We start from the raw sequence: 24,069 nt of genomic DNA on the forward strand, positions 1-24,069 counted from the left end.
CTTCGGCCTGAGCAGCGACGATCACCGTGCGCCTCCCGCTGCCGCGCGGGGGATGCCCTGCTCGCCGATGAGGCCACGCCATGTGTCGCGATATCGGGCAAGTCCGGTGAAGCTTGCGGCACGCACGGGCTCCGGCACTTCCGCGGCAAATTCGCGGCCGACGGTCTCGAAGGCCAGCGCCGCCGCCCCGGTGGCGCTGCCCTCCAGTGTGGCCCCTTGCAGGAAGGCCTGGCTGGGACGTAGTTGCGCCACTAGCCCGGCGAGCAGGCCGCCAGCGTTCAGTCCGCCATCGACGATCACGGTGTTGTCCGAATGGATCTGGTCGAGGCAGAGGTCGACCATCAGCGCGACGTAGAGCAGCGCCACGGCTGCGCGTTCCTCGGCGCTTGGCATGCGGCCGACCAATTTGCCGGCCCGGCCGGGCATTGGGCCGCCCGGCGCGAAGCTCGGCAGCGCCATGCTGCCGGCGTTGATCACCCGCTGCACTGTCGCCGGCGCGATCGCGCCTTGCCAGCCGTCGCTGATCGTGGCGAATTCGCGCCCGCCCATAAAGCGGATGGTCGGCACAGGGCCGCCGTCGACATCGACATTGACCAGCATGTCGCGCTGGCCATCGAGCGCGTCGAGCAGGCAATCCGGATTAAGCACGACGACCCAGGTGCCGGTCGAGACGACGGTGACCGGGCCAAGCTCCTGCCGGCGATAGGCATGGAGCGCGGCATTGCTGTCATGGACACCATTGTGGATGGCGATCCGCCGCTTCGTATCGCCGAGGCGTTGCTCGCCGACAACCGAGCCCGCCCGCTCGAAAGCGGGCATCCGGTCGCGCCAGCCCTCAATGTCGACCAGCGAACTGAAGTCGCGCTTGCGCGGCGCCCATAAATGCGAGTGGCAGCCGAGATAGGACACTTCCGAGACCGCCCGGCCGCCAAACCGCCAGCTCCAGTATTGTGGATAGCCGAGGATCGATTTCGCGGCCGTGAATGCACCGGGTTGCACCGCCTGTAGCCACAGCATGTGGCGACCGTAGTTGAAGCCGAGCGGCAATCGCGGCGAGAAGGTCTGGGTGAAATCCGGAACGAGGCGATCGATTTGCGCGGCAATATCAGCCGGCGGCTCTTGCTCGTAGTCGAGTATCGGATGCGTCAGCGCCGCCTCGTCGATCAGGGCAAAGGTGCAGCCATGGCCCGACACCATCACGCCCTCTACGCCATGGATGTCGGCGGCCTCGCTAACGGCGCGAACCGCCCAATTGTGAAGTGCTGCCTCATCAAGCACGCTGAAGCCATCTTTGCGCATCCAGTTCGGCCGGGTCCGGCGCTCGTCGACGATGCGCCCGTCCTGAGCGAAGACGAACAGCTTCGAATTGGTCTTGCCGAAATCGAGGACGGCCATCTTCACTGGATGGCTCCCGAAGCCGAGGCGACGCGCACCATGACGCCCGCGTCTTCCAGCATGCGCGCGTCGACGTCGGACAGGCCGTCATCGGTCACCAGCGTGCCGATGCGCGACAAGGGCAGCGCGATGTTACGGGCGTGGATCGACAGTTTGCGGCTGTCGGCCAGCACCACGATCTGGTCGGCACACAGGCTGAGATCGGCGATGGAGCGGACCAGCAGCGGGTGCGATTCCAGCACGCCCTCCTGGCCAAGGCCTTGCGCGCCGAGAAAGAACTTCGATGCGTAGAACGGCTCCGCCTGGGTCGGTGAATGGATGATGCCCGGCTCACGATGCAGATCGCCGCCGGCAACGGTCAGGCTGCAATGGCCGTGGTCGCTCAGATAGGCCGCGAGCGGCATCGAATTGGTATAGAGACGGATGCTGCGCTCAGCCAGCTTGACCCCAAGGTGGAAGCAGGTCGAACCGCCATGCACGATGACCGCATCGCCGTCGCGCACCATCGTGGCCGCGAGAGCGGCGATCTGCCGCTTGGCCTCGACCGCGAGGTCGCGGTTCTCGTCATAGGGTCTGGCATAGGCAACACCCGCCTGTGAAGCGCCGTCGAGCGCCGAGATGCCGCCATAGACTTTCCGTGCTTCACCGGCCTCGTCGATCTTGTCGATGTCGCGCCGCACCGTCGCCGCCGACACGCCGAGCTGCTCCTGCAGTTCGCGCACCGACGCGAAGGGACGATCCCGCAGCAACTCGACGATCTGACGCTGGCGGCCGGAGTCGCTCAATCGTTTTCCTCCCGGAAGCCGTTTTTGCTACGGCATTTGACGTAACTTACTCAACATCTTTCCGATTGCAAGAACCTTTGATGACATTAGATCACTATTGACGTAAGTCGCTCGCATCTGCGATACACATCAACATCCCACGACGGGTATCCGAAGCTGCGAGGCTGGCGGGGCTGATAGAGGAAATGCGCCATGGCGACCTATGCGGATGCGCAGGAAATGGCTGCCTTGCGGGCGCTTTCGGCCAGCATCGGGCGCAGCCCAAACCTGACCCAGGCCGCCGGCGGCAACACCTCGCTGAAAGCCGGCGACACGCTGTGGATCAAGGCTTCCGGCACATGGCTGAAGGATGCGCTCTCCGAAGATATCATGGTGCCGGTGGCCATGGCGCCGCTGCTCAGGGCTGTCGAACAGCGCGACAGCGCCGCCGACCAGCCGCAGATCTTCGCCATCGAGACGCTCAACGCCCGGCGCCTGCGCCCTTCGATTGAAACCACCGTTCACGCGCTGATGCCGCAGCGCGTCGTCCTGCATGTCCATTGCGTCGAAACCATTTCGCTGGCGGTACAGGCCAATTGCGAGGTGGAAGCCGCCAGACGCCTTGATGGTCTCAAATGGGCGTATGTTCCTTATTTCCGGCCAGGCCTGCCGCTTGCCCAGGGTATTGCCGAGCGGCTTCAGGCTGGGGTCGACGTGCTGATCCTTGCCAATCACGGGCTGGTCGTCGCGGCCGATACCGTCGCCGAGGCCGAAGTGCTGCTGCGCCGCGTCACGCTGCTTCTGGCGCGGCCGGCGCGCCAAGTGGCGGAACCGGATGTTGCGGGATTGGCGGCGCTGGCCGGGAAAACCGGTTACAGGCTGCCGGCGGAAATCGAGGCGCACGCGGTCGCCATCGATCCCGAAAGCCGCCGCATGGCGTCCGGGGGCAGCCTCTACCCCGATCACGTCATCTTTCTGGGTCGGGGGTCGGTGGTGGCAAAGCCCGGTGAGGATGTGCCGCGCGTCATCGAGCGGTGCGGTGCAAACCCCGTGGCGATCCTGTTTCCCGGGCTGGGCGTGCTGATGCGCGGCGATGCCAGTGCGGGCGCCGACGCCATGCAACGCTGCCTTGCCGACGTGACGGCACGCATCGACATTGCAGCGCGGCTGAACTACCTCACCGCCGCGGAGAACGATGAACTGGTCAACTGGGACGCCGAGAAGTATCGCCAGAAACTCAATGCCGCCAGCCGCTGACACGCCGCTTGCCATAGGCATCGACATCGGCACGTCCGGCGCGCGCGCGGTCGCCATGCGTCCAGATTTTTCCATTGCCGCGCGTTCCGCCGTTTCGCTCGAGTTGTCTGGCCGGAATGCCCGCGACCCTGCAGTGTGGTGGTCAGCGGTCGGCGCAGCGCTGGCGGAACTGCTTTCGGGCATCGACCGAACAGCGGTCCGGTCGATCGCTGTTGACGGCACTTCAGGTACGTTGCTGCCGGTCGACGGCGCCGGGCGGCCGCTGGCCGAGCCGCTGATGTACAACGATACGGTCGCCGACAACGCCATTCTGGTCGCGATCGCTCGCGAAGCCCCAGCGACCAGTGCCGCACTTGGGGCGACGTCCGGTCTCGCCAAGGCGCTCTGGTTCCAGCGCACGCCCGGTGTTGCCGCGGTGCTGCATCAGGCGGACTGGATCGCGGGACAATTCTCCGGTCGCTTCGATGTCAGCGACGAGAACAATGCCTTGAAAACCGGTTACGACATCACGGCCCGCTGCTGGCCGGACTGGATTGCGGCCACCGAAATGCGCATGGAGTTGCTGCCCGGTATCGCCAGGCCGGGCGATGTCGTCGGCAAGCTCACCGCGGATGCCGCGGATATGTTCGGCTTACCGCGCGAAATCGCCGTCGTCGCCGGAACGACCGATGGCTGCGCCTCGTTCCTGGCGACAGGTGCCGCGGCAATAGGCGACGGCGTCACCGCGCTGGGGTCGTCGTTGACCGTCAAGATCCTGTCCGACCGGCCTATCTCGGCGCCACGCTTCGGCATCTACAGCCATCGGCTTGGAGATGTCTGGCTGGCGGGCGGCGCATCGAACTCCGGCGGCAAGGTGCTGACACAGCATTTCCCTCTGGCGCGCATCGTCGAGCTGAGCATGGCGATCGACCCGATGACCGAGACCGGCCTCGACTACTATCCTCTTGCCACTGCAGGCGAACGCTTTCCGATCGCCGATCCAGCACTGCCGCCGCGTCTTGTGCCGCGACCGGTGGAGGACGCCGACTATCTGAAAGCCATGTTGGAGGGTATCGCCGCGATCGAGGCGCTCGGCTATGACAGGCTCGCAGAGCTCGGCGCGCCGCGGCTGACGTCGGTCAGAAGCGTCGGCGGCGGTGCGGCGAATGCCGCCTGGACGGCGATCCGGCAGCGCAGACTTGGTGTTGATTTCCTGCCGGCGCTTTCGCACGAAGCCGCCGCCGGCACGGCGCGGCTGGCGCTGATGGGCGCAAGCCTGGCGGGGCTTCTATGAGCGCGAAAACAGTCGAACACCTCAACGGAATCAGTCAGCTGGCCGAGCGCTATGATGTTTTCCTGCTCGATCAGTTCGGCGTGCTGCATGACGGCGCCAGCCCCTATCCAGGGGCGGTGGAAGCACTATCGGCGCTGAAGCGCGCCGGCAAGACCACTGTGCTGATTTCGAACTCCGGCAAGCGGGCGGGGCCCAACGAGACCCGGCTGCTAAAGCTCGGCTTCGAACCGGGAAGCTGGGACCATTTTGTTTCTTCCGGCGAGGTCGCGTGGGAGTTCTTCCACGACATGGCGGTATCCGGAAAGCTACTGCCAAACACGAAATGCCTGTTGATGAGCCGCGACGATGACCGCTCGGCGATCGAAGGTCTGCCGTTCGCATTGACCAAGGACGGTGACGATGCCGGGCTGGTGCTGATTTCGGCCAGCGAGGGCGACCGCTATGATCTTGAGCACTATCGCCGACTTCTTGCGCCGGCTGCGGTGCGGCAGGTGCCATGCTTCTGCACCAACCCTGACAAGATCATGCTGACGGCAGTGGGGCCGCGCTTCGGCGCCGGCCGGCTGGCGGATCTCTACGAGGACCTCGGTGGTAGCGTCACGCGTATCGGCAAGCCTTACCCCGCCATATTCGGCGCCGCACTAGCGCTGGCAGGCAATCCAGACCGCGGCACTGTGGTCTGCGTCGGCGACAGTGTCGAACACGACATCGCCGGCGGACTTGCTGCCGGCGTGGCCACGGTGCTGGTTCTGTCAGGAATATTGGCGGAGACCCCTGACCTGTTCGATCTGTTCGACACGATGGACGCCTACCCGGATTACACCATGGATGGCTTCAGGTTTCGCTGATTTGATTAACCCGGCAGCGCTCGCGCCCGAATCCGGCCTCAACGCCTCGTGGCCACGAGCATTGGCCGGCTGGCTCAAGACTGCCGAACAGCGCGGATCCAGTCGAGCCGCGCGGCTGGAATGAGGCCGTAATTGTAGAAATTGACGCCGTCCACACCGGGCGCCAGCGCCGGCTTCACCTTGGCCGCGAGGATGTCGGGGCGGGCCATTTCCGGATAGAACAGCCGGTAGCCGGCGCCGACGAATTTGTCCGCGCCCAGTGCCGCACGGCCGGCCGCCATCAGGCTGGCGACATCGCCGGCCTGCATGTCGTAGGCGCACAGGATCGCCCCGTCGCACACCTTGCCCAGCGCTGCCAGATCGCAACCGCCAAGCCAGCCGTCTTTCAGATCGATAATGACGACCCGCGTCGTGGGATCGGCTACCTCGCGCAGTTCGGCGACCAGGCTGGTCACTGGCTCGAATCGCCACAAGAGATAGGCATGGAGCTCCGGCCACGGCGCAAAGGCGTCGAGGCCGCAGGCGGGGAAATCGGGAAAGCGCCGCTCAGGCACCGCACGCTCGCAGGTCTCGACGATCCATTGCCTGGTGAGCTTACGCGCCGCCTCGGCATCGATGCCGGCTTTTGCCGCACGGGCGACGCAGGACGGACAGAAGCACAGAGACAAAAGAAAATCGTCTTCCGGCGTCAGCCCGACACCGTCCTTCTCGTGATGGTATTCATGGGCAAAGCCCATGAAGGACGGGCTTTCAAGTTCTATCCGGTCCGGCCGATAGCTGTGCGAGATGTCGGCGATCAGCGCGCGGACATAGGCGCGCGCATCGGGATGGGACGGGCAGAGATTGTAGTAGTTGGCGTCGCCGAAGGCGTTGCGGGTGACGGCCTGCGGATGCAGCATGCCCAGGCGGGTGTTGTGCAGGCAGACCGTCCAGCACGAAACGCCTAGCCCGCCCGCGTCGCGACGGCGGATGAGCTGACCGAGCACGTCGCCGCCCTCGGTGATCACGTCAGCCACCTTGGGTTGGATGGCTAGACTTCCCCAGCGCGCAGCGGTCGGCTTGAAATAGATGGTGCCGTCCTCAGGGAAATAGGCCTTGCGGCGCGGACTGCGCGGCTGCAGGAAGCGCCCGGCATGATAGGATGTCGCCAGGCTGATCATGTTGAGCCCGGCGCGCTCGACAAGATCACGTTCGACCGTCTCCAGGCCGAGATCCTGGATGTCCCAGGGATAGGTCCACATGGACAGTTGCTGCATGGAATATCTCTGCCTTTGGCTCAGCCGTCGACCGGCTCTGCGACCTGCATTAGGCAGTCGCCCGCCTCACACATCGTGTGCAGCCGGCGCGACAGCACCAAGCCGCTTTCGGCGAAATGCAGGGCCTCCTCGGCAACATCGAGCCGCTCGAGATCGTGGTACCAGCCGGCCAATTGTCCTGAAGTGACACTGTCGCCGAGCCTGGCGGCGGGCTCGAACCAGCCGCGGCGGGTGGCATAGAGGCCCTGGCTGTGCCTGGACAGGGACAGCAGCCTTGTCGGCGCCGAAGGCTTTTCGCCTGCGCCAAGGACCGGCGCGCCGACCACACCCATTGCTATCATCAGACGGTCGAGTGCGCGGGCCGTGATCGCCATCGAATCGACCGTTGCGGTGCCACCGCCGCCGAACTCGCCGCTGACGCCGATGGCGCCGGCGCGGCGCGCTGCGCCCATCGAGGTTGGCGAGGCCTGGCCGTTGTCAGCGATAAAGCCGTAGGGCATGCCGAGCATGCGCATCAGCTCGACGCCACGCCGGTGGCGCTCGGGATCGGCGTTGCGTTCAACCAGCGCGGTCGGCAGATGCTCCATCGACGTGCCGCCCGAATGGATATCGAAGACGACGTCGTGACGGGGGAACAGCTCCGTCTCAAGGAAATTGGCGAGCCGGCTTGTCGGCGTTCCCGAGGGATCGCCGGGAAAGGCCCGGTTGAGATTGCCGCCGTCGAGCGGCGAGCAGCGCTTGGCGGCCATCACCGCAGGGGCGTTGGCCATCGGCATGATGGTGATGCGGCCCTTGATCCGCTTCGGATCGAGCCGGCGCGCCAGTTTTGCCAGCGACAGCTCGCCCTCATATTCGTCGCCGTGATTGCCGGCCATCAAAAGCAGTGACGGGCCGTCGCCATTGCGGATGAGGCAGATCGGCACCTTGACCTGAAAGTAGGGCGAGCGATCGATCGAGAACGGAATGCTTAGATGGCTGAGCGTCTTGCCGTCGCGGTCGAAATCGAGCGTGTGGGCGAGGCCGGTGTGCATGGTCAGACCGCCGCGACCGCGGTGATTTCGATGCGCAGATCAGGGTCGGCAAGCCGCGCCTCGACGCAGGCCCGCGCCGGCAGGCGGGCAGGATCGATCCAGGCATCGTAGATGCTGTTCATGGCCTCGAAATCACCGATCTGCGGCAGGAAGATGTTGACCGCCACCAACTTCGACTTGCTGCTGCCGGCCTCGACCAGCAGCGCCTCGACTTTGGCAAGCACGTCGCTGGTCTGGCCTTCGATGCCGGCCTTGCGATCGTTGGCCACCTGGCCGGCTATGTGAACGAGGCCGCCATAGACGACTGCCTGCGACATGCGCGAGCCGGACTGAAAATACTTGATCATATCGGATCCTTTCGAGGTTCTCTTTTTCGGGGATCTGGTCAGCCGAACCAGGTGGGGAAAGCGTGGCGGACGTGGCCGGTCGCGTCGACCCCGAAGATCACACGATAACGGTCGAGGCAGGTGCAGGGGTGCGAGATGCCGAATTCGATGACGTCGCCGACGGCGATGTCGTCGCTCGGCGCAATCGACAGGAAGGCATGCTGGTCGTTGAGCTTGACCACCTCGGCGCGCGTCGCCGGCATCGGCAGCGGCTTGCAGGCACGAAAGACGGTGAGCGGCGTTGGAAAGCCCTGGTCGAACGACACGTCGCGCATGCCCATGCCGCAGATGACAAGGCCCGGCTCCGGACGCGACAGCACTTCGGCCCAAAGGCGTAGCGCAGGGCGAAAGGAATGCCGCGCCGAAGCGCTGATGCCGCCTATGGCAAAACCTTTGCGGGCATCGAGGGCGCCGAGCGAACGGTCATAGGTGCCGTGGTCGTGGAAGAAGATGGCGCCGCTGCGCAGCACCAGCGTTGCGTTGCCGTCGCTGGAAACGAGGGGTGCAAGCGCCGCGACCACCTGGTCGAAGAAGGCGGAGCCGCCGGCTGTGACGATCAGCGGTGCGTCGCCGCCGACGCGGGCACGCAGCCGCAGGAACATGTCGGCGGTCATTGCCAGCAGGCCGGATATCACCTCATCGGTGCGACCGGGCTCGAGTTGCGCCGCCGCCCCTTCATAGGTCGCAACGCCGGCGATCAGCAGCCGCCCGCCGGCAGCCGTGATCGCATCGGCGATGGCCTCGGCTTGCGCGGTGGTGCGGGCGCCCGCCCTGCCCGCACCAAGTTCGACCAGCACGCGCAGCGGCGGCAGCGCCGCATTGGCGCGCCAAGCCTCGGCAAGCGCGTTCACGGCGTCGACCGAGTCGGCAAAGACATAGAGCTCGGCATCCGGCCAGGCACCAGCAAGCACGGCCAGCCGGTTGGCGCCGCCGGCTCCTCCAACCTCATTGGCGATGATCAGCCGTGTCAAGCCGGCCTTCAGCATCACTGTCGCTTGCCTGATGTCGGCGACCGTCGTGCCCCATGCGCCGGCCTCGACCAGCGACCGGGTAAGATCGGGCGCCATCGGCGTCTTGGCATGCGGAGCGATCGCAACATTGTGTTCGCGCGCATAGCGCAGGAACAGGTCGCGATTGGCGGAGAAGGCCGCCTCGTCGAGGGTCAGCACCGGAAGCGCCATGCGTCCATCGGCCGGATGCCAGTGCTCGGCCGCGACAAGGCTGCTGTCCAGCCCGGTTGTGCCGGGAGGCACGCCGCGGATGCGGTCGTCGAGCCGAAAATTTTCGCGCACCGAAAGGGCTGGAACCGGTGAGTTTTCAGTCATGCGATGCTAACCCTTTTACCGTCGCAGAACGAAGCCAGGATCGATCGCCGGTCACAGCCTGAGAGAGATACGTGCCAGAACCTTACGCCGGACCGATCATCGACGCCCATCATCATCTTTGGGATCTCAGACTGGGACGGCATCCCTGGCTCGCCGCCACGGCCAGCGAGCGCGGCGGCCTCGGCGAGCTTGGCCCCTTGCGGCGGAACTATCTGCCCGGGGATTATGCGCGCGATGCCATAGGGCATAATGTCGTCGCCACCGTCCATGTCGAAGCCGGCTGGGCGAGTGGCGACTGCATCGGAGAAACGCGCTGGCTTGAAACACTCGACAAATCGCGCGGCGTCGCCGCCCGCTATGTCGTTCACGTGCCGCTCGCCGATCGCCAGGCGCCGGCGCTGATCGAAGCGCAAGCCGCGTTCGAGCGTGTCGCCGGCGTGCGCGACATATTGAGCTGGGATCCCGACCCTGCCCGCCGTTTTGCGGCCCGTGACGGCATCATGGACGATCCGGCCTGGCGCGCCGGGCTTGCCTTGCTTGGCCAGCATCGGCTGGCCTTCGACATGATGGTGTTTCCGCGCCAGCTCGCCGACGCGGGGCTGCTTGCCAGGGCCTTCCCCGATCAGCAATTCGTGCTCAACCATTGCGGTAGCCCGATCGACCGCGACGCCGATGGCATGCAGGTGTGGCGCGACGGGCTGCGGCTTCTGTCGCAATGCGACAACGTCGCCATCAAAATATCGGATCTGGTCGCCTACGATCATGACTGGACGCTCGACAGCCTGAAGCCCGTCGTCCTGCATTGCATCGATTGTTTCGGCACCGGTCGCGCCATGTTCGGCAGCGACTTTCCGGTCGCCGGCCTGCATGCCTCGTTCGATGACATATATGACGGCTTCAAAACCATCACAGCGGACTTTTCCGCCGACGAGCAGACGGCGCTGTTCTTCGGCAACGCAAGGCGCATCTATCGGCTCGACGATGTGTCATCGGCGCGCCTGCTCCCGGCCTGAGAGCAGCAGCAGGCCGAGGATCAGCGAGCCGAACAGGATGCTGCGCCAGCCGGGCGATGCGTTGACGACGGTGATCAGCGCGGTGATGGTGACCAGCAGGATGGCGCCGGGGATGGTGCCGGCATAGGTGCCAAGCCCGCCGAGGATCGAGGTGCCACCGAGGACCACGGCGGCAATCGAGGCGAGCAGATAGGGATCGCCGATGCCGACATAGCCCTGTCCGTTCATGCCCAACACGAGCACGCCGGCAAGTCCCGAGCAGAAGCCGCTGATGCCGTAGACCGCAAGCGTCGTGGACGTGACCGGAACACCGGACAGCGCCGCGGCAAGCGGGTTGGCGCCCATGGCAAAAATCCGGGCGCCGAGCGATGTCGCATGCATCGTGGTCAGCACGATCGCCGAGACGACCACCCACAACAATACGCCAGCGGGAATGCCGGCCGGCCGGCCATTGCCGAGCCAGTGGACCAGCGGGTTCTCGGCGGTCACGGCGCTGCCGCCGGCGATGATGATCAACAGACCCTGCAAGAATGTCGCCATGGCCAATGTCATGATCATCGGGTGGACGCGCAGCAAAGCGACGCCGAGCCCGTTGACCAGGCCGATTGCCGTGGTCAGCACCAGAACGGCAAGAATGGCGGTGATGCCGGTCGGATCCACCTGCCACGACAGCAGCGGCAGGCTGACGGCGCTGACCGTGACGATGGCCGCGACGGAAAGGTCGATGCCGCCGGCGATCACCACAAAAGTCTGGCCCGCGGCAACCAGGCCGATGACGGCGCCGAGCTCCACCAGATAGCGCAGATGGCCATAAGCGCCGAAGCCGCGCGAAACGAAGCTCGCCACGATCCAGACCGCGGCAACGATGGCAACGGTGAGAAACGGCCGGCTGCGCAGGACCGTCAGGGCGCGTTTGCCGCCCGCGCTGTCATTCCATGCTGTCATTGCTGTGCCTTGCGGAATTGCGGGATGGCGACCGCGCCGATGATGATCAGGCCCTGGGCCACATATTGTGCGACCGGCGTGAAGCCGAGGAAGAACATGACGCTGATCATCAGGCTGAGCAGCAGGCTGCCGGCAAGCGCGCCGCGCATCGTGCCCTGGCCGCCGAGGAAGCCGATGCCGCCGAGCACCGCAGCGGCAATCGAGTTCAGGGTAAAGGCGGCGCCGATGACCGGGTCGCCCGAACCGGTCTGTGCGGCGACGAACAAGCCGGCGCCGGTGGAGAGCAGACCGCTGATCGCATAGGCCGCAATGCGCGCGCCGTCGACCGGCACGCCGGAGCGATAGGCGCCGACCGGATTCTCGCCGGCGGCATAGAGGCTCAAGCCAAGCGGCGTGGCGAGATAGAGCTTCCACAGGAGAACGATGAGCACCAGCAGCACGAATGCCGCCGGTGTGTTGCCGGCAAGCAGGTCGGACAGCCACGCCGGGATTGCGCCGCCGGGCCGCGGCAGGATCAGCAGTGCGGCGCCGCCGATGATGAACGACCCGGCAAGCGTCACCACGATGGCCGGCAGCCGAAGCCGTACCACGATGAAGCCGGTCGCCGCCCCGATGCCGAGGCCCGTCAGCGCCACCGCGGCAGTGCCCCCGGCGACGCCCAGCGGCCCGGCCATCGTCGTCGCGGCGATGACCGCGCCCAAGCTGACCGTCGCGCCGATGGCCAGGCTGATGCCGCCGGTGAGCATCAGGATCGCCTGCGCCATCGCGACCAGAGCCAATGGAAACCAGCTCTGCGTGAATTTGGCGAAGCCGGACGCCGTGAACAGACCCGGAAAGAGGACGCCATAGGCGATGAGAAACACCAGGACGACGGCAAACAGGCTGCGCACGCCGACATTGCGACGCAGTTGCACCGGCCAGTAGAGCGCGCCGGTCTGCCGGGCGGAGGAAGATGTGTTCATGCCGCAACCTTCCGCTGTTCGGCGCCCATCGCCGCGGAGACGATGGCTTCCTCGCTCAGCGCTCCACGCGCCAGCATGGCGACGATGCGGCCTTCGCGGACGATGGCTACACGGTCGCAAAGGTGCACGAGTTCGGGCGTGTCGGAACTGAGCAGCACGACCGCCTTGCCGGCGGCGGCGAAATTGCGAAGCATCATGTAGATCTCACGCTTGGTTTCGACGTCGACGCCGCGCGTCGGATCGTTGAGCAGAAGCACCAACGGGTCGTGCGGCATCCATTTCGCCAGCGCCACCTTCTGCTGGTTGCCGCCCGATAGAGCCTGCGCCGCCCGGCCGAGGTGACCCTTGATGCCGAGTTGGGCGGCAAGGCTTTTGGCCGTCTCGCGCTCTGCGCGGCGGCTGCGCAGCTTCAGCGCCGGCAGCCTGGCAAAGGCGGGCAGCATCATGTTGGTGATGATGGGATGGATCAGGTGCAGGCCCTCGCGCTTGCGATCCGCGGGCACATAGGCCAGCCCCAGCGCGTTGGCTTTCGGCACGCCGCCGGGCAGGCCGGAGGCGCCGTTGACGGTCGCCGACGCCGTCCGTGCCGGAATGGCGCCGTAGAGACCGAGCAGCAGATCTTCCTGCCCTTGCCCGACCAGGCCGCCAATGCCAAGCACTTCGCCCGTTTTGATATCCAGATCGACGTCGCGCATCAGGCCGGCCGAAAGATTTCGGACGGAGATAGCGTCGGCAAGCAAACTGGAAGGCTGCCATTGCGGAAAAAGATCACCGGGATCGCGGCCGACCATCAGCCGAACCAACCCGGCGGCGTCGGTGCCTTCCAGGGTGCGGTCGGCCGTGCAGGTGCCGTCCTTCAGCACGGTGACGTGCTGGCACAGCGCCATGACTTCGTTCAGTCGGTGCGAGATGTAGAGAATGGCGATGCCTTCGCCGCGCAACCGCTGCAGCAGATCGGTGAGGATTTTGGTTTCGGTTGCCGATAGCGACGATGTCGGTTCGTCGAGAATGAGCACGCGCGGCCGGCGGTAGAGCGCCTTGGCGATCTCCACCATTTGGCGGCGGCCGAGCGACAGATTCCCGACCGGCGTCGACAGCGGCTCGTGCAGCCCGACAAGTTCGCATGCGGCCCTCGCCCGCGCAGCGAGTTCGCGGTAGTCGATCAGGCCGAACCGTTTGGGATAGGCGCCGAGACCAACATTTTCGGCGATGGAAAGACTGGCCGTCAGGCTGAGTTCCTGCTGGACGACGGCGATGCCGGCCTGCCGCGCAACAGCTGGCGTCATGCGTGAGACCGCGCGTCCATCGACCTCGATCGTCCCGCCATCCGGTCTCAAGGCGCCGGACAAAAGGTTGATCAAGGTCGACTTTCCGGCGCCGTTCTCGCCGAGCAGCGCATGCACGCGGCCCGGCTGGAGAGCGATTGAAACGTCGCGCAGGACGGGGTTGCCGAAGAAAGACTTCGACACCCCGCGCGCCGCGAGCAGCGGAGCCATGGTTGTCAACGCTACAACCCTTCAGGCTTATTTCTGAGCCAGCAGCTTCTTGAACAGCTCCTCATCGTAAGGAGAAAAGATGTAGCCGTCAGCCGGGAAGTCCTTGGCCCGGGCGAGGTATTCGTCGATGTTGGAATTGTCGATCACCGGCAGCGGAATCTTGACGAAAGCCGGCACATCCTTGCCTTCCAGCGCCTGAACGGCGGTGTAGGTGGCGAAGGCGCCGAGCCAGTTCGGCTGCATCGTCGCCCAGCTCTTCAAGCCCTTTTCTTTCCAGAGTTCCAAAAACTGCCGGGCGTTCTCACCGGTGATCGGCACCTGTTCACGGCCCTGCTTGTCGAGGGCCAGCACGGCGCCTGCCGACAGAGCGCCGCCGAGCGACAGGATGCCGTCGATCTCGGGGTTGGCGAAGAGCAGGCTGGTGACGGCTTCCTGTGCCGGCGCGACGTTGTAGGGCGTGTTGGTCTCGGCAAGCACCGTCACGTCGGGATGGGCCTTGACCTCAGCGTCGGCGCCTTTGCGCCTGTCATCGCTGACCGAAACCCCGGCGGGGCCATTGAGGATCAGGATCTTGCCCTTGCCGCCGATGGCGTCGATCAGGAACTTGGCGGCCTGGTCGCCCCATTGCGAAGAATCGGTGTTGACCTTGGCGGTGACCTTGTCGGTGTCGACGAGGCTGTCGAAGTTGATGATGGCGATGCCCTTGGCGCAGGCGTCGGCCAGAACGCGTGCCGGTGCGGTCGACGAACCGGCGATCAGGATGATGGCGTCGACATCGGAATCGATCATCGACTGAATCTGCTGGATCTGGACGTTGGCATCGCCCTGAGCGTCGGTGACGACGAGCTTGTCGACCAGTCCCTGCTTCTTCAGGGTCTCGACTTCGGCTTCGATCGTGCCTTGGGTCTGCTTCATCCAGGTCGGCACGGAATAGATGTTGGCCCAGCCGATCGTGTACGGCGCCTTGCGGTCGCCCTTGATGCAGTTGGCGGCAGCATTGGCCTGCGAGGCGACGCCAAAGCTCAGCACGAGACCGAGGCAAAGCGCGCTGGCGGATGCGAAAAACGGTGATTTCATCATGACTGGTCCCTTCAGAGGTTGTGGCCTCGACGTGCAGAACAAGGGCGAGGAAACCCGTCGGTCGCCGGGTCTTGGAAACCGTGTGTCCTCTCGGGATTTGTCTGCGTCCGGCTCGTTAGTTTGTCTGGTATTTCAGACAATGTGTCTGTATATCGGACAAATTGGATGCTAGACCGAGCCTTGACATCTTTCAAGCGCCTTGAGACGAGAACCGAAATGATTTTGGCGGATGGTCATGAGCGACGGCACTAACGATGCGATCGGGAAGGAAGCCGGCGCGGAGCCGCGCAACGGCGAACGACGACGCGGCATTGACCGCGTCATCATGCTGCTCGAGGCGTTGCTGCGGCACCGCGCGCCAATGCGCGTCGGCGACATCGCCAAGATGATCGGCGCGCCGCGTTCGACCACCTACGAGATCGTCAACAGCCTGCTCGACGCCGAAATGCTCGAAAACGTCGGCGGTGAAGGTTACGTCTATTTCGGACGCGCCATGCATCTGTTCGGCTGGGCCTACTCACATCACAACGCCCATTACCGTCGCATCATCGAGACCTTGGATAAGTTGGCCGCCGAGACAGGCGAGACGGTCCAGCTATGCGGCCTGCGTGGCAACAAATACGTCGTTCTGGACTGCCGAGATTCGCCGGGCCCGTTCCGGATCTCAAGCGATGTCGGGGTCGAGGTGCCGATCCCATGGACGGCATCCGGACGGCTGCTCCTCGGCCATATGAACGAGCAAGAGTTGAGGGACTTCATCCCATCTGGCGACTACAAGCTTCCCGACGGCCGCATCATTGCACCAGCCGAATTCTTTGCCGATGTTGCCCTGGCCCACCGGCAGGGTTTCAGCGAGACCGCCGCTCTGGCGGACCGCTTCACCTGGTGCATGGCAGCGCCCATCCACGACGGCCACGGCGCCATCAAAAGGACCTTGTGTCTGGTGTTACCCGTCGACACGCCGGAGCCACGGCGCGACGAACTGCTTGCCTTGCTGCGCGAGCGCGCCCGTGGACTGTCTCTGGCGGGAGGCTGACGATCAGCCGTCGTGCCCTCTGGTTGAAGCCTCTTAAAGGCACATGGATTCCGCTCTTCCCCATCGGTTCCATTTAGGTTCGGGACCTTAGTCCCATAGTCGGTGGATAAGGTCCGAACCAGGGAACACGCAACCGGAAGCCACATTAGGAGAAGACCGTCGATCAAAGTCCCTTCATCGCCGGTTGAGGATCCCGCCGCTCTTACTGTCGAGAGCGCGGCGGGATCCTTACGCGCGGAGCGAGCACATGAGATTTGTCGAAATTTTCACAGATGTGCTTACGGCCCTGCTTCTCCCTTTATTCGTGTGCGGGATATTCGCTGTTTTCGGAGGCCATCTGGTTCCTCCACGCTACGCAAAGATGGTGTTGCTGCCGGACCTCGATAAGATGACGACTGCATCATCTACACCCAGCTTGCCCGATTCCATCGACTTGCAAGTTCAAAAGCGCCCAGAGGTGCAAAGGTCTGCCGGCGTGACACAGCGCGCAGTCGGTCTGGAGCCGCCAGTGCCATCCAGCAAGCGGTAAGAATCAGCGGAGGTTTCCCCAGCTATCAGAGAGCGCTGGCGATTATTGACAGACCCGGCTCTTGAAATTGGCTGAAATCGCCGCTCCACATTTCCGCATCTGTTTGAATTGTGTTTATCAACTAGTGCGAACGCTATGGCGAAGCAGGTTGAGTTGGCGGCGTTCCTGGCTGATCCCCGCCAGTGCTTGATCGCGGCGTGGGATCCTTGTCGAGCTTGGGATTTCGGTCCACCGGTTCGCCATTCACATCATCGGCCTTGGAGTTTGCGGGGTCCGTTTGGCCAGGATTTGGGCTGTAAGTATCTGGCGATGGAACCCGGCTGTTTTGTTGTGTCGCCGGTGTCTTAGCCTGCTCGCCATAGATTTCAGCGATCCCCCAGGCAACGAGCGCCAAGACAAGGCCTGCCAAGAGCACGCCAAGGACCGGTCGCCCCAAGCCACCCTGCCTGGCCCGCTTTTCCGGAATGTTTCTGCTCATGATCGCAACCTTGGGCTAAGAGGAGTGGCCCGCGCTCCAGGAGCGAAGACGCGGGCAGTCAAGAGCTCCGGCAGTCGGCCATGCGGCGAACAGGGAACTCGCTGCACATACCGAACTCGCTGGCGCTGTTGATGTTCCCACGGAATCCAAACAGCGCGCCGCCGGGAGCCGGACTGGCAATTTGGGTTGGAGTGGCTGGAACGAGCCAGCTCAAGGTCAACGAGCGGCGGTGTGCGTAAGCGGGCATTGCGAGCCAGACTGGAACTTTGCCGAATCTGCCGCGTTGCCGACCATGGCCGCCAGCGGCAGGAGCATCATCATGAACGTCGAACGTAACCCGGCCGAAGACAGAGGCGATATTCAGTCTGGGGTGACAGAGGACAAGACGCCGGGATTCGACCCGGCGGCGGCGCCTATGGAAACCGATGCCGAAGCAGCAGACACCTGCGCCGTGCCGGTTCCCGCAGCGACGGGCACGCCGGCTTTCGCTAATCAAGCAAGCTTCGCCAATGCGATGCGGCGGCCGGACGACGAGCGAGCCCCGGCCCCGAGTAAAAACGGCCCGGTGCTGGCCATTGTCGCGCTTGTCGTCGTTGCCGCCGTCGTGTTCGTTGTCGCCGCGATGCTGGCGCGATAGCAGATCCTGCGCTTGCGCCAAACCTCTGCCCTGCGAAGCGATCAGGGATGCGGTCGTGGCAGCAGGCGATCAGCGGCTGGAAAAACAAGCTGCAGGTTGCAGCGGCGCATGGCACGCCGGCCGGCACCCTGGCCGAGCAGCATTGCGGCATGGCCGAACCCGGCTCGGCCGCCAAGGGTTGAGGCCGGATGCTCGTTGGAAGCGGGAACATTTCACATCAAGCCAAGTTCGGGCTCGCAGGGCTTGTCGTCAAGGAACAGCACATGAAGGCCCTCACATGGCACGGCAAAGGCGACATACGTTGCGAACAGGTGGCCGATCCGACGATCCAGGATGAACGCGACATCGCTGCAGAAAGTTCAGAACGGCGATATCGACCCGTCATTCCATCGCGCTGGCCTCAAGGCCGGGCCCGAACTTACAAAACCTTCCGCGACAAGGAGGACGGCTGCATCAAAGTCGTGATGCGCCCGCACGGCTGACCGTTCTGTCCAATGGCCCGACTTTGTTGTCCGGCCGTCTGCATGCTGAAAAGGCGAGAGTTGAAAATGGCCAAGGACAAACCCGTATCGACAAACCCGGCCGCGACACCTCCGGTCAGATCGCCTGAGGCCGCCGGTTTGCCACATCCCCGTCGCGATGCTGAAGACAGCGATTCCGGCGCCAAGCCGACGGCACCCAAGACCGCTGGCGCCCAGCAAGCGTCCAGATCGCCACTCGACAGCCGCATTGCAAATCGCAATGCCGGCCGTCCTCGTCAGGCAGGCACGACGCCTCGGCCGACCGACGAACCGCTGGAGTAAAATGAAACCTAAGCTGCGGCGCGGGTATCCGCACCGCGGTGTGTGTGCGCAGTCAGGGTCTTCCTGCCCTGCCGACAGGGCCATACAGGTCTTGATCTCTCGTGGATCGTCGGGATCGGCAATCAATACTTTAGCGGGAAATTCGATGGTACCGTTGGCTGGGATCGAACCAGCGACCTCCGGATCCACAATCCGGCGCTCTAACCATCTGAGCTACAACGGCACGTTCGCCTGAGCCAGATCGTGGTGAAAATTCATTCTCCGAGATCCGCTCTGTCGTTCGGCGATGCGTCCAATACGGTCTATCAGAGACTAATTCAAGGCCTTTGATAAGGCAAAGCCGGTTCCGCCAACAGGCGCCGGTTTCTTCGGCAAAAGAAAAAGGCCGGCGGGAGGAGGTGCCGGCCTTTTCCTGTTACGAGCCAGCGGGAGGAGGTGCTGGCTGGTCACCCCGGAGAGCAGAGGGAGGAGGTTCCACTCGCCGGGTATTCATTTGGACAACTCTATCGCACACCTATTTGTCTGACGAAATGCGACGTTTTGATGCATCGCAGAGTTGTGCGCAATTATTAGGCGGCCTTGATGTCCTTCAGGGCCTTCTCGAAAGCGGTCTTGACCGGCTTGGAGACGTCTTCGGCAGCCTTCGAAGCAACAGCCTGGAAGTCCTTGGCCTGCTCGACCGTGGTCTCGACGCGCTTGCGCAGGAAGGCGGTCTGCAGTTCGACCACTTCCGACAGCGACTTGGCGCCGATGAGGGCCTCGAGATGCGAGAAGCCGGCTTCGGCATTGGCGCGCAGAGCGGCGATGGTCTTGAGCGACAGGTCGCTGGAAACGGTCTTGGCAGTCTCGAAGGTCGATTCCAGGACTTTCTGGGTCTCTTCGGCGCCGGTCTTCAGCTTGGAGTAGGCTTCCTTCGACTGCTCGACGCCCTTTTCGGCGAAAGCGCGGATCTGATCGGTTGCCTTGGAAGCGTCGAAGCTCGGGAATTCGACGTTTTCGATGGTCTCAGCGGTCTTGGCCTTGGTCATTTTCCATCCTTTCGGGGTAGCGGCTTTGACAAAAAGCCGTCTCGTTCATGTATGATGGCAATATAGCGGTTTTTTTGTGCGATGCAATATCTTTGTTGCAGTGCACCATAAATTTCTTCCCCTGCGTCACCCAAGAGGTTATCCAGGGACATTCCGAGAGGCTGTTAACCAAGTGGCCAGAGATTCCACCTGCTCCCGCCATGGATTGTGGACCTTCGCCGCGCGGGCTTTTATTAACAAAGCGTTAACTGCAAATTGCCCGCCTTGTAGGTTCGCCAAGAGGGGTTCGCCAAGAGGTTTCACCGAAAGGGTCCGCCAAGCGCATGCCTTCCGAGAACTACTCTTTCCTCGATGTCGCCGTGCTTGATGCGGTTCGCCAGCGCTTCGCCGCCGGCGACGCGATCGCGATTCTGTCGGCCGACCTCGAACAGGTGATCTGGGCCAACGGCCCGGGCGCTGCGGTGTTCGGCTATCCCGATATCGAGGCCATCATCGGCGCTTCGGCACAGCTGCCGCTGATCGCCAGGCGTCAGATCATGGCGACCGCGGGCTTCCCGCAGATCGGCAGCGACCGCGCCATTACGGTACGGCTGGCGACCGGCATCACCAGCCGCGCCGTCGGCTTCCTGGCCAGTGCGGTGACTATGCCGGACGGCGAAAGCGCCATTATGCTGGTGGTGCCGGCAGCGCAGGCCGGCTCGCGCAGTGCTGCCGACATTGCGGCCCGCGCGATCAGCGGCTTTACCGAAGACGGCCATTTCATCGCCTTTGTCGACGCCGCCGGCACTGTCGAAGCGGCTTCGGATGGCTTTGGCGCGCTCGCCATCCGGCCTGAGACGCTGGCCGCGCTTGTCGCCGACGTGGCGAGCCAGGGCGACCGCATCGTCAAGCGGCTGGTCCCCGGCGGCGCCACGTCCTATCCGGCCGGCTTCGCGCGCCTGACCGAGTCCAGGCATCTGCTGGTGGTCATCGACGAGGATCAGCTCGGTGAGGAAAATCCTGTCGGCGAGCTGGATGCCGAACCTGCTGCAACGCAGGTCGACGATGGCCCGGCGCAAGCCGCCGCGGAGAACGCGGTAACGGTGGATGCGGTGGCTGACCACCCCACCGCAAGCGGGAATCAGGGCGCCCCACTCGCGGCCGCGCCTGATGTCGGGGAGACAGGTCCGGCTGCCACCGAGCATGATGCTTCGGCGTCAACCGATACAAAGGCGGACCATCGCGAGCAGACGACCGGCCGCGAGCAGGCGGCGAATGACAGCGCGCCGGCGCAACATGATCATTGGTACTTCCATGCCGGCGAAGAGCCGCAGGCGGGCGAGCCGGACAGCCCGGCGCAGGCCGAGCCGGACTCTGTTTCCCCGGCCGAGAGTGCGCAGTTGGACAGCAGTGCCGCTGCGCCCGCCCTGCCGTCTGACGCAGCCCCACCGGCTACGCCTCCCGCCAAACGTGAGGTCGACCGCTCGGCGCCGCCGCTGCGCTTCGTCTGGCGCACCGACGCCGACGGCAAGTTCAGCGCGCTGTCGCCGGAATTCGGCGACATTGTCGGCAAAGCCGCCGCCGACGTGATCGGCCGCCGCTTCAAGGACGTCGCGACAACTTTCGGCCTCGACGCCTCGGGCGAGATCGCGGGCCTGCTTGAACGGCGCGACACCTGGTCGGGCCGCTCGGTACTGTGGCCGGTTGCCGGCTCCGACCTGAAGATACCGGTCGATCTGGCAGCACTGCCTGTCTATGGCCGCAGCCGCGCCTTCGAAGGTTTTCGTGGTTTCGGCGTCGCCCGCGCCGGCGATGCGGTGGTCGATCCGGAAGCAATCGGCATGGCGCTGGTCCCCAATGGCGCGCCAGCGGCAGCAGCTGAGCCGGCCCCGGAACAGCCCGTGGCGGAAGCTCCCAAGGCGGCCGATCCGTTCGAGGGCGAAGTGCCGGCGCTGACCATCGTGCCGAAGCAGGAACGTCGTTTTGCCGACAAGGTCATCCGGCTGGCCGAGCATCGGCAGCCCGCCAACGACAAGCAGCCGACAAGCGAGAGGGGCCTGTCGACGCTGGAGCGCAGCGCTTTCCGCGAAATCGGCGAGCGGCTGAAGAAGGACAATCCCCCGCCGGAGCAGCCGGAGACTGCCAAGCAGGCCGAACCGGCCAATCCGGATCAGGTAACGCCAGACCAGGCCAAGGCAGATGAGCTCAAGCCGGATCATGTCGAGGCGAACCAGGCTGAAACAGCCGCGCCAGCCCGACAACCCGCCGAGGTCTCGAGTCCGGACGAAGCCGGCCCGGCTGCCGTGGCTGAACCATCGGCAGCCGCACCCGAAAGCGAAACGGCTGAGGCCGAACCGCCGGAAAGCGATGCCGAGGACGAAAAGGACCTGACGCGGCTTGACGGCGAGCAGCCGGACGACGGCCTTGCGGACAGCGAAGCAGGCGAGGCGAAGGCGCCGACAGTGTCGCGCTCCCTGCTCGACTATGCCGATCCCGAACCAGGCTCCGTCACCGAAGACAGTACGGAAGCAACGTCGTCCAACGACGAACTTGCGCCGGCTTCCGAACCGGATGATACGCAAGCCCAAGAGATCGTCGAGGCCGCAGAGCCACAGCCGGTTGTTGCCGAGACGCCGGCCAATGCCGGTGAAGACGACAGCATGACGTCGGCCGACTTCCGCGATGCCGAGGACAATGAGGATTGGGCGCCGTCCGACGAGGCGACCGATTCCGCCGTGGAAGACGGGGACAAGGCCGGCGATGCGGACACAGTGCCGGCAGAACCACAGCGCCTGAAAGTGCCGCCGCTCAAGCTTGAGGGGTTCATGCCTTCGGCATTCTCGGCCGGAGATGAACACAAGGCCCCTGACACGTCGATCCTCGGCAAGCTGCCGGTGCCGCTGCTCATCCATTCGGGCGACGAGCTTCATTACGCCAATGAGGAATTCCTCGGCCTGACCGGCTATGACACGCTTGAGGACCTGAGCGACGCCGGCGGGCTCGACGCGCTGTTTGCCGATCCCTATTCAGAAATGGCCGGCGAAAGCGACCACACACTCAAACTGAAGACGCGCGAGGGCCAGGAATTTCCGATCGAAGCCATTTTGCGTTCGGTGCCGTGGCGCGCCGGCAAGGCGCTGATGCTGGTGGTGCGACGTACCGGCGATAACGAGCCGCCGATGGTTGCGCATCTCGCAGCCGAGGAGCAGACGCAGCCCGATGTCTCCGAACTCAAAGCGCGCATTGCCGAGATGCGCACCATCATCGACACCGCGACCGATGGTGTGGTGTTGATCGGCCGCGACGGCGACATCCGCTCGATCAGCCGGCCGGCCGAGGCGCTGTTCGGCTTCGACAGCGACGACGTCACCGGTAAACCGTTCGCCTCGCTGTTTGCCATCGAAAGCCAGCGCGCGGCGCGCGACTATCTGAACGGCCTGTCCGAGCCCGGCGTGGCGAGTGTGATGAACGATGGCCGCGAGGTGATCGGGCGCGAGGCGCAAGGGCGCTTCATCCCGCTGTTCATGACCATCGGCAGGCTGCCCAATGACAGCGGCTTCTGCGCCGTGGTGCGCGACATCACGCAGTGGAAGCGGGCCGAAGAGGATCTGACCCAGGCGCGCGCGGTGGCCGAGCGCGCCTCCTCGCAGAAGACCGATTTCCTCGCCCGCATCAGCCACGAGATCCGCACGCCGCTCAACGCCATTATCGGCTTTTCCGAGCTGATGGTGGACGAGAAGTTCGGCCCGGTAGCCAATGACCGCTACCGCGACTATCTCAGAGACATCAACCGCTCGGGCAACCATGTGCTCGATCTCGTCAATGACCTCCTCGACATTTCGAAGATCGAGGCCGGCCAGCAGGAAATGGACTACGAGGCGGTGTCGCTCAACGATACGCTGGCCGAGACGGTGGCGATGATGCAGCCGCAGGCCAACCGCGAGCGTGTCATCATTCGCTCCAGCTTCGCCTCGCGACTGCCGGAAGTCGTCGCCGACCTCAGAAGCGTGCGCCAGATCGCGCTCAACATCCTGTCCAATGCCATTCGCTATACGCAAGCCGGCGGACAGGTGATCGTGTCGACCGCCTATGAAACCTCCGGCGACGTTGTCATGCGGGTGCGCGATACCGGCATTGGCATGAGCCATGCCGAGATCGAGCAGGCGCTGAAGCCGTTCAAGCAGATCAATGCGCTGAAGCGCGGGCGTGGCGACGGCACCGGTCTCGGCCTGCCGCTGACCAAGGCGATGGTGGAAGCCAACCGCGCCCGCTTCACCATCACCTCGACGCCGGGCGAAGGGACGCTGGTCGAGGTTGCCTTCCCGTCGACGCGGGTGCTGGCCGAATAGGCCGGCGATTTCCGGGCGAGAATCCCGGACAAAGAAAAGGCGTCCAACAGGACGCCTTAAATGGGATTTGCTGTCACAACGGGGGCTTGAGCGAATCTGATCCTCAGGGGACGAGGAACGGGATTTCTCCCTCAAGTTACGTGCGACTATCGACGCCGGGCCTTAACAACTCCTTACCGGCCGTCCAAAAAATTTACGA

Annotated in this window: 18 protein-coding genes, 1 tRNA gene and 3 pseudogenes; 10 read left to right on the top strand and 12 right to left on the bottom strand. The window is 64.3% G+C overall.

Annotation, left to right across the window (positions count from 1 at the left end; all coding sequences use genetic code 11):
• Positions 1–21: 21 nt before the first annotated feature.
• Both NKI10_RS03495 and NKI10_RS03500 read right to left on the bottom strand, forming a co-directional pair.
• Positions 22–1,401 (bottom strand): FGGY-family carbohydrate kinase, encoded by a 1,380-nt coding sequence (locus NKI10_RS03495; protein WP_352858705.1) that lies wholly within the window; start codon positions 1,399–1,401, stop codon positions 22–24.
• Complete coding sequence (locus NKI10_RS03500) at positions 1,398–2,180, bottom strand: DeoR/GlpR family DNA-binding transcription regulator (RefSeq protein ID WP_023686810.1); 783 nt, start codon at positions 2,178–2,180, stop codon at positions 1,398–1,400. The genes NKI10_RS03495 and NKI10_RS03500 overlap by 4 nt, the downstream gene beginning before the upstream one ends.
• Positions 2,181–2,372: 192 nt before the next feature.
• On the opposite strand from NKI10_RS03500, the gene NKI10_RS03505 reads away from it, so the two are divergent.
• Genes NKI10_RS03505 through NKI10_RS03515 form a run of 3 tightly spaced genes read left to right on the top strand, consistent with a single transcriptional unit; the run spans position 2,373 to position 5,537 of the window.
• Positions 2,373–3,416 carry a class II aldolase/adducin family protein gene (locus tag NKI10_RS03505; RefSeq protein ID WP_023738259.1) on the top strand — a complete coding sequence of 348 codons (1,044 nt, stop codon included), beginning with the start codon at positions 2,373–2,375 and terminating at the stop codon, positions 3,414–3,416.
• Positions 3,400–4,689 (top strand): FGGY-family carbohydrate kinase, encoded by a 1,290-nt coding sequence (locus NKI10_RS03510; RefSeq protein ID WP_352858708.1) that lies wholly within the window; start codon positions 3,400–3,402, stop codon positions 4,687–4,689. Before NKI10_RS03505 ends, NKI10_RS03510 begins: the two co-directional genes overlap by 17 nt.
• The gene (locus tag NKI10_RS03515) at positions 4,686–5,537 is read left to right on the top strand and encodes a TIGR01459 family HAD-type hydrolase (protein WP_352446637.1); all 852 of its coding nucleotides are present in this window, start codon (positions 4,686–4,688) and stop codon (positions 5,535–5,537) included. The genes NKI10_RS03510 and NKI10_RS03515 overlap by 4 nt, the downstream gene beginning before the upstream one ends.
• A gap of 74 nt (positions 5,538–5,611) precedes the next feature.
• Here the strand turns inward: NKI10_RS03515 and NKI10_RS03520 are convergent, their stop codons facing one another.
• From NKI10_RS03520 to NKI10_RS03535, 4 genes are read right to left on the bottom strand one after another with little or no spacing between them, the layout of a single operon-like run.
• A complete protein-coding gene (locus tag NKI10_RS03520) occupies positions 5,612–6,793 on the bottom strand; it encodes a hypothetical protein (RefSeq protein ID WP_352858710.1) in 1,182 nt (393 codons plus the stop codon).
• 20 nt (positions 6,794–6,813) lie between these two features.
• Complete coding sequence (locus NKI10_RS03525; protein ID WP_023681856.1) at positions 6,814–7,824, bottom strand: succinylglutamate desuccinylase/aspartoacylase family protein; 1,011 nt, start codon at positions 7,822–7,824, stop codon at positions 6,814–6,816.
• A gap of 2 nt (positions 7,825–7,826) precedes the next feature.
• Positions 7,827–8,171: a RidA family protein gene (locus tag NKI10_RS03530; RefSeq protein ID WP_023670576.1), complete on the bottom strand. Its 345-nt coding sequence runs from the start codon at positions 8,169–8,171 to the stop codon at positions 7,827–7,829.
• Between the two features lie 38 nt (positions 8,172–8,209).
• Entirely contained in the window at positions 8,210–9,535 is a 1,326-nt protein-coding gene (locus NKI10_RS03535) for an alanine racemase (protein ID WP_352858713.1), read from the bottom strand.
• A 71-nt stretch (positions 9,536–9,606) separates the two neighbouring features.
• Between NKI10_RS03535 and NKI10_RS03540 the strand changes: the two genes are divergently transcribed.
• Complete coding sequence (locus NKI10_RS03540; RefSeq protein ID WP_023692366.1) at positions 9,607–10,548, top strand: amidohydrolase family protein; 942 nt, start codon at positions 9,607–9,609, stop codon at positions 10,546–10,548.
• On the opposite strand, the gene NKI10_RS03545 is transcribed toward NKI10_RS03540, so the two are convergent.
• The 4 genes from NKI10_RS03545 to NKI10_RS03560 are packed head-to-tail and all read right to left on the bottom strand — an operon-like array spanning position 10,522 to position 15,031.
• Positions 10,522–11,493 carry an ABC transporter permease gene (locus tag NKI10_RS03545; RefSeq protein WP_023695084.1) on the bottom strand — a complete coding sequence of 324 codons (972 nt, stop codon included), beginning with the start codon at positions 11,491–11,493 and terminating at the stop codon, positions 10,522–10,524. The genes NKI10_RS03540 and NKI10_RS03545 overlap by 27 nt on opposite strands.
• The gene (locus NKI10_RS03550) at positions 11,490–12,455 is read right to left on the bottom strand and encodes an ABC transporter permease (RefSeq protein ID WP_023686801.1); all 966 of its coding nucleotides are present in this window, start codon (positions 12,453–12,455) and stop codon (positions 11,490–11,492) included. The genes NKI10_RS03545 and NKI10_RS03550 overlap by 4 nt, the downstream gene beginning before the upstream one ends.
• Entirely contained in the window at positions 12,452–13,951 is a 1,500-nt protein-coding gene (locus NKI10_RS03555; RefSeq protein ID WP_196815217.1) for a sugar ABC transporter ATP-binding protein, read from the bottom strand. The genes NKI10_RS03550 and NKI10_RS03555 overlap by 4 nt, the downstream gene beginning before the upstream one ends.
• A 27-nt stretch (positions 13,952–13,978) precedes the next feature.
• Entirely contained in the window at positions 13,979–15,031 is a 1,053-nt protein-coding gene (locus NKI10_RS03560) for a substrate-binding domain-containing protein (RefSeq protein ID WP_352858716.1), read from the bottom strand.
• A gap of 235 nt (positions 15,032–15,266) precedes the next feature.
• On the opposite strand from NKI10_RS03560, the gene NKI10_RS03565 reads away from it, so the two are divergent.
• From NKI10_RS03565 to NKI10_RS30900, 5 genes and pseudogenes are all read left to right on the top strand, one after another.
• A complete protein-coding gene (locus NKI10_RS03565; protein WP_023686799.1) occupies positions 15,267–16,067 on the top strand; it encodes an IclR family transcriptional regulator in 801 nt (266 codons plus the stop codon).
• Between the two features lie 1,326 nt (positions 16,068–17,393).
• The gene (locus NKI10_RS03570; RefSeq protein WP_031196696.1) at positions 17,394–17,711 is read left to right on the top strand and encodes a hypothetical protein; all 318 of its coding nucleotides are present in this window, start codon (positions 17,394–17,396) and stop codon (positions 17,709–17,711) included.
• Between the two features lie 68 nt (positions 17,712–17,779).
• Positions 17,780–17,893: pseudogene (locus NKI10_RS03575) on the top strand (SDR family NAD(P)-dependent oxidoreductase); the annotation flags it as partial.
• Between the two features lie 81 nt (positions 17,894–17,974).
• Positions 17,975–18,055 (top strand): annotated as a pseudogene (locus NKI10_RS03580) (alcohol dehydrogenase catalytic domain-containing protein); the annotation flags it as partial.
• A 4-nt stretch (positions 18,056–18,059) separates the two neighbouring features.
• Positions 18,060–18,193 (top strand): annotated as a pseudogene (locus tag NKI10_RS30900) (glutathione-dependent formaldehyde dehydrogenase); the annotation flags it as partial.
• A gap of 467 nt (positions 18,194–18,660) precedes the next feature.
• On the opposite strand, the gene NKI10_RS03585 reads toward NKI10_RS30900, so the two are convergent.
• Both NKI10_RS03585 and NKI10_RS03590 read right to left on the bottom strand, forming a co-directional pair.
• Positions 18,661–18,737, bottom strand: a tRNA-His gene (locus NKI10_RS03585).
• 346 nt (positions 18,738–19,083) lie between these two features.
• Complete coding sequence (locus NKI10_RS03590; protein WP_023669330.1) at positions 19,084–19,542, bottom strand: phasin; 459 nt, start codon at positions 19,540–19,542, stop codon at positions 19,084–19,086.
• A gap of 323 nt (positions 19,543–19,865) precedes the next feature.
• Between NKI10_RS03590 and NKI10_RS03595 the strand changes: the two genes are divergently transcribed.
• A complete protein-coding gene (locus NKI10_RS03595; protein WP_352858719.1) occupies positions 19,866–23,870 on the top strand; it encodes a PAS domain S-box protein in 4,005 nt (1,334 codons plus the stop codon).
• Positions 23,871–24,069: the final 199 nt, after the last annotated feature.

Source organism: Mesorhizobium sp. M0802, from assembly GCF_040320115.1.
In the GTDB taxonomy this organism is placed as follows: Bacteria; Pseudomonadota; Alphaproteobacteria; order Rhizobiales; family Rhizobiaceae; genus Mesorhizobium.